The sequence below is a fragment of the Amycolatopsis dongchuanensis genome (assembly GCF_039542405.1).
GTDB classification, from domain to species: domain Bacteria; phylum Actinomycetota; class Actinomycetes; order Mycobacteriales; family Pseudonocardiaceae; genus Amycolatopsis_E; species Amycolatopsis_E sacchari.
Map to the genome: position 1 here is coordinate 1 of NZ_BAABIB010000136.1, position 2,618 is coordinate 2,618.

At 66.3% G+C, this 2,618-nt stretch carries 6 protein-coding genes; all 6 read right to left on the reverse strand.

Annotation, left to right across the window (positions count from 1 at the left end):
- Positions 1 to 22: 22 nt before the first annotated feature.
- The 6 genes from ABFX51_RS32975 to ABFX51_RS33000 all read right to left on the reverse strand — a co-directional run bounded on the left by ABFX51_RS32975 (position 23) and on the right by ABFX51_RS33000 (position 2,552).
- Positions 23 to 292, reverse strand: coding sequence for a helix-turn-helix domain-containing protein (locus ABFX51_RS32975; RefSeq protein WP_346056065.1), 270 nt, complete (start codon positions 290 to 292; stop codon positions 23 to 25).
- On the reverse strand, positions 289 to 654 hold the full coding sequence (locus ABFX51_RS32980; RefSeq protein WP_091514018.1) for a hypothetical protein: 366 nt from the start codon (positions 652 to 654) through the stop codon (positions 289 to 291). The genes ABFX51_RS32975 and ABFX51_RS32980 overlap by 4 nt, the downstream gene beginning before the upstream one ends.
- 6 nt (positions 655 to 660) lie before the next feature.
- Positions 661 to 942: a winged helix-turn-helix domain-containing protein gene (locus ABFX51_RS32985; protein WP_091514016.1), complete on the reverse strand. Its 282-nt coding sequence runs from the start codon at positions 940 to 942 to the stop codon at positions 661 to 663.
- Between the two features lie 106 nt (positions 943 to 1,048).
- A complete protein-coding gene (locus ABFX51_RS32990; RefSeq protein WP_143249964.1) occupies positions 1,049 to 1,345 on the reverse strand; it encodes a hypothetical protein in 297 nt (98 codons plus the stop codon).
- Between the two features lie 198 nt (positions 1,346 to 1,543).
- Positions 1,544 to 2,398 (reverse strand): helix-turn-helix domain-containing protein, encoded by an 855-nt coding sequence (locus tag ABFX51_RS32995; protein ID WP_346056066.1) that lies wholly within the window; start codon positions 2,396 to 2,398, stop codon positions 1,544 to 1,546.
- 19 nt (positions 2,399 to 2,417) lie between these two features.
- Positions 2,418 to 2,552: a DUF6879 family protein gene (locus tag ABFX51_RS33000; RefSeq protein ID WP_346056067.1), complete on the reverse strand. Its 135-nt coding sequence runs from the start codon at positions 2,550 to 2,552 to the stop codon at positions 2,418 to 2,420.
- Positions 2,553 to 2,618: the final 66 nt, after the last annotated feature.

Genomic DNA, 2,618 nt, shown 5'->3' on the forward strand with positions numbered 1-2,618 from the left:
CGACAGGCCGCCAACGGTCACCTCAACCCGGGACAACGTCCCTGAACATCACACCTAGGCCCCGAACGAGTTCGCTGGAGTCCAGCTCCAGGGCGGTGGCGACGAGAACCAGCTTCTCGACGGGCCCGGACTTGAGGCCGCGTTCCAGGAGCCACACCTGGGGCGACCACACGTCGGAGCGCTGGGCCAGCTGACGGCGGCTCAGGCCCAGGGCCTTACGGCGTTGGTGCACGCGGTGGCCGAGTTCGCGCAGGGCTGGCCGTGCATGCCAATACCGGAGCAGCTGGCTCATGCGAGGCCTTCCTTGTCGTCCGGTTCGGGAACGTGGCTTCGTTCGGTAATGACGGTGAGCGTCAGTGGGCCGAGGCGGAGTAGCCGCACGCGGCGGTGCGGTAGGTCTGGTGGGGTGGCGGGCCGGTCGAGGGTGGCCGCGACGACGCCCATTAAGGCGTTGTCCAGCTCGGCCAGGTCAAGATCAGGGGCATGGGAGAGTAGGTCGACCGATAGCTCCAGGAGGCGACGGCCGACGACGACGAGGTCGTCGAGGGCGCGCTCGTTGTGCCGGTGTCGGAGGAGGTCGGCGGTCGCCGCCTCGACGGCCTGGTCGATGCGCCGGAGTCGGGTGTTGAGGTTGTGGTGGGCAGCGTCGTTCACGGCGGTTCAGACCTCTTTGTCAGCTGTAGGGAGTTGGGGCCAGATCCGCCGGTCGGCGACGTAGGTTCCTTTGCTGCGCACGGTGATGACCAGCCCGCGGAAGCGCAGGAGCCGGGTGGCGTGGCGGGCGGTGCCGAGGGAGACACCGTACTCGGAGGCCAGCCGCCGTTCCGATGGCAAGGCGGTGTTCGGTGCCAGCTCGCCGGAGGTGATGCGGGCGGCCAGGTGCGCCGCCACGTGTTCGTAGAGGTAGCCCGGCGGCACGTCCTCAGGGTTGAAGTCGGTCATGACTCGCTCGCTGGTGGCGGGTTCTGACGGTCGGGGGCGCGGGTCGGCCAGCACCAGCCGAGGCTTCACAGTCCGAAGTAGACGAACGCTCACAGCCCGCCCCGTCTCATGGGGTGTCATGGCTTCCCTTACCTGACTCGGGAGCGTCCACGGACACGGGACCCGTGGTCTCCTGGTGGTCGGCCAGTTCCTGGACGTCGGCGGCGAACTCGTGCAGCTGGTCGCCGAACAGCAGCAGCTCACTCGCGAGCCGGCGATGCTGGTTGCCCAGCTCGGTTACGCGCGTGGCGACCTGGTGCAGCCGAGCTACCAGCGCAACGGCCTGTTCCAGCAGGGCGGCCGGGTCAGGAGGTGGTGGTTGCTCGTTGGTGGCCCCGGATTGTTCGCGAACTCGTACGGTCATCGCGTGGGCACCCGGCGCACGTGCGGGTACGGCGGAACAGTTCGGAATGCTGGCGTACTCATAGCTTTCTCCTGCAGACTTTGAGATCTGGACCAGCGGAGCGGTCCTGAGCAGGAGCGTATGGACGCGGTCAGGCGCGGGTCGAGGAGCTTTCCCGCGCTTTCTCGAAGTCCTCGCACGATGCCGTGAAGATCGAAACTACGAGCCATCTCGCGCAGGATCAGGCGCAAGGTCGTCGATGGCCCGCATGATCAGGGTCCGGGCGCCTCGACCGTAGCTGGCGACCGTAGGTGCGGCCAGTTGCGCGAAGATTTGGCTGTATAGCTGGATTTCCTGGGGCTGCCGCAGGTTCAGCTCCGCTGAGTAGGTCTCGACTTGCACGACGTCGTCGTCGAGCAACCAGAAGCCGTGGCGGGGATCGATACCGTAGAGGGCGTCAAAGCCGATGATGCCGAGCTTGACGTTCGGCAGGGCTGAGAGCGACGTGAGCCGGTCGAGCTGGCCGAGCATGGTTGCGGGCGAGCCAAGGCGGTAGCGCAGCACGGCTTCGGTCAGGACGAAGTGGAACCGCCTGTCTGGGCGGTACAGCACGCCTTGCCGCTGCAGGCGGCTCTGTACGGCCTCGTCGACGTCGGTGACCGTTTGGTAGAGCCGCCGGGCTTGCTCGAACCGGGCACGAGCGTAGGCCGGGGTTTGGAGTAGCCCGGGGACGACGGTGTTCTCGAACACCCGGTAGAAGTGGGTCTGGTGATCCTGTGTGGACAGCCTGGTTTGGTGATGACGCAGGCCGGACTTGAGCACCCGTTGCCACTCGGTATATTGCAACTCAAGGGTGCGGAGCGAGACGAGGAGAGCCTCGGCGAGATCCTCGCGGCCGGTTGCTCGCGTCCACGCCCTCAGGTCGTTCTCGGTCGGGGTCTGCCGAGCGTTCTCGAGCTTGGAGACTTTCGACGGCGGCCATGACAAAAGCTCCGCGAGCTGCTGGCCGGTCAGGCCGGCCTCAATGCGGAGCTCGCGGAGCCGTTGGCCGAGTGCGCGCCGTGCTTCCTGCATGACCGCTGCACTGGCGGTCTTACCCAGGTGCGAACTCATCTCGTTTGGTGGCGTAGTGCCAGGCGGCATCCCGCCAGTAGTTGTGTTGAACGATCACGGCTGGGTCGTCGACGATCTCGGCGCCGAGGAACTCGTCAGCGTCCGTGAATCGCATGAGGGCTAAGGGATGTCTCGTAACTCGTGTTGTGGTTGGTGGGGCTGGTGTTGCAGTCAGTCGGCG

Bases quoted from the DNA above. Each gene is read 5' to 3' on its own strand.
- ABFX51_RS32975 (WP_346056065.1), bottom strand. From the start codon at position 292: ATGAGCCAGCTGCTCCGGTATTGGCATGCACGGCCAGCCCTGCGCGAA.
- ABFX51_RS32985 (WP_091514016.1), bottom strand. From the start codon at position 942: ATGACCGACTTCAACCCTGAGGACGTGCCGCCGGGCTACCTCTACGAA.
- ABFX51_RS32990 (WP_143249964.1), bottom strand. From the start codon at position 1,345: ATGACCGTACGAGTTCGCGAACAATCCGGGGCCACCAACGAGCAACCA.
- ABFX51_RS32995 (WP_346056066.1), bottom strand. From the start codon at position 2,398: ATGCAGGAAGCACGGCGCGCACTCGGCCAACGGCTCCGCGAGCTCCGC.
- ABFX51_RS33000 (WP_346056067.1), bottom strand. From the start codon at position 2,552: ATGCGATTCACGGACGCTGACGAGTTCCTCGGCGCCGAGATCGTCGAC.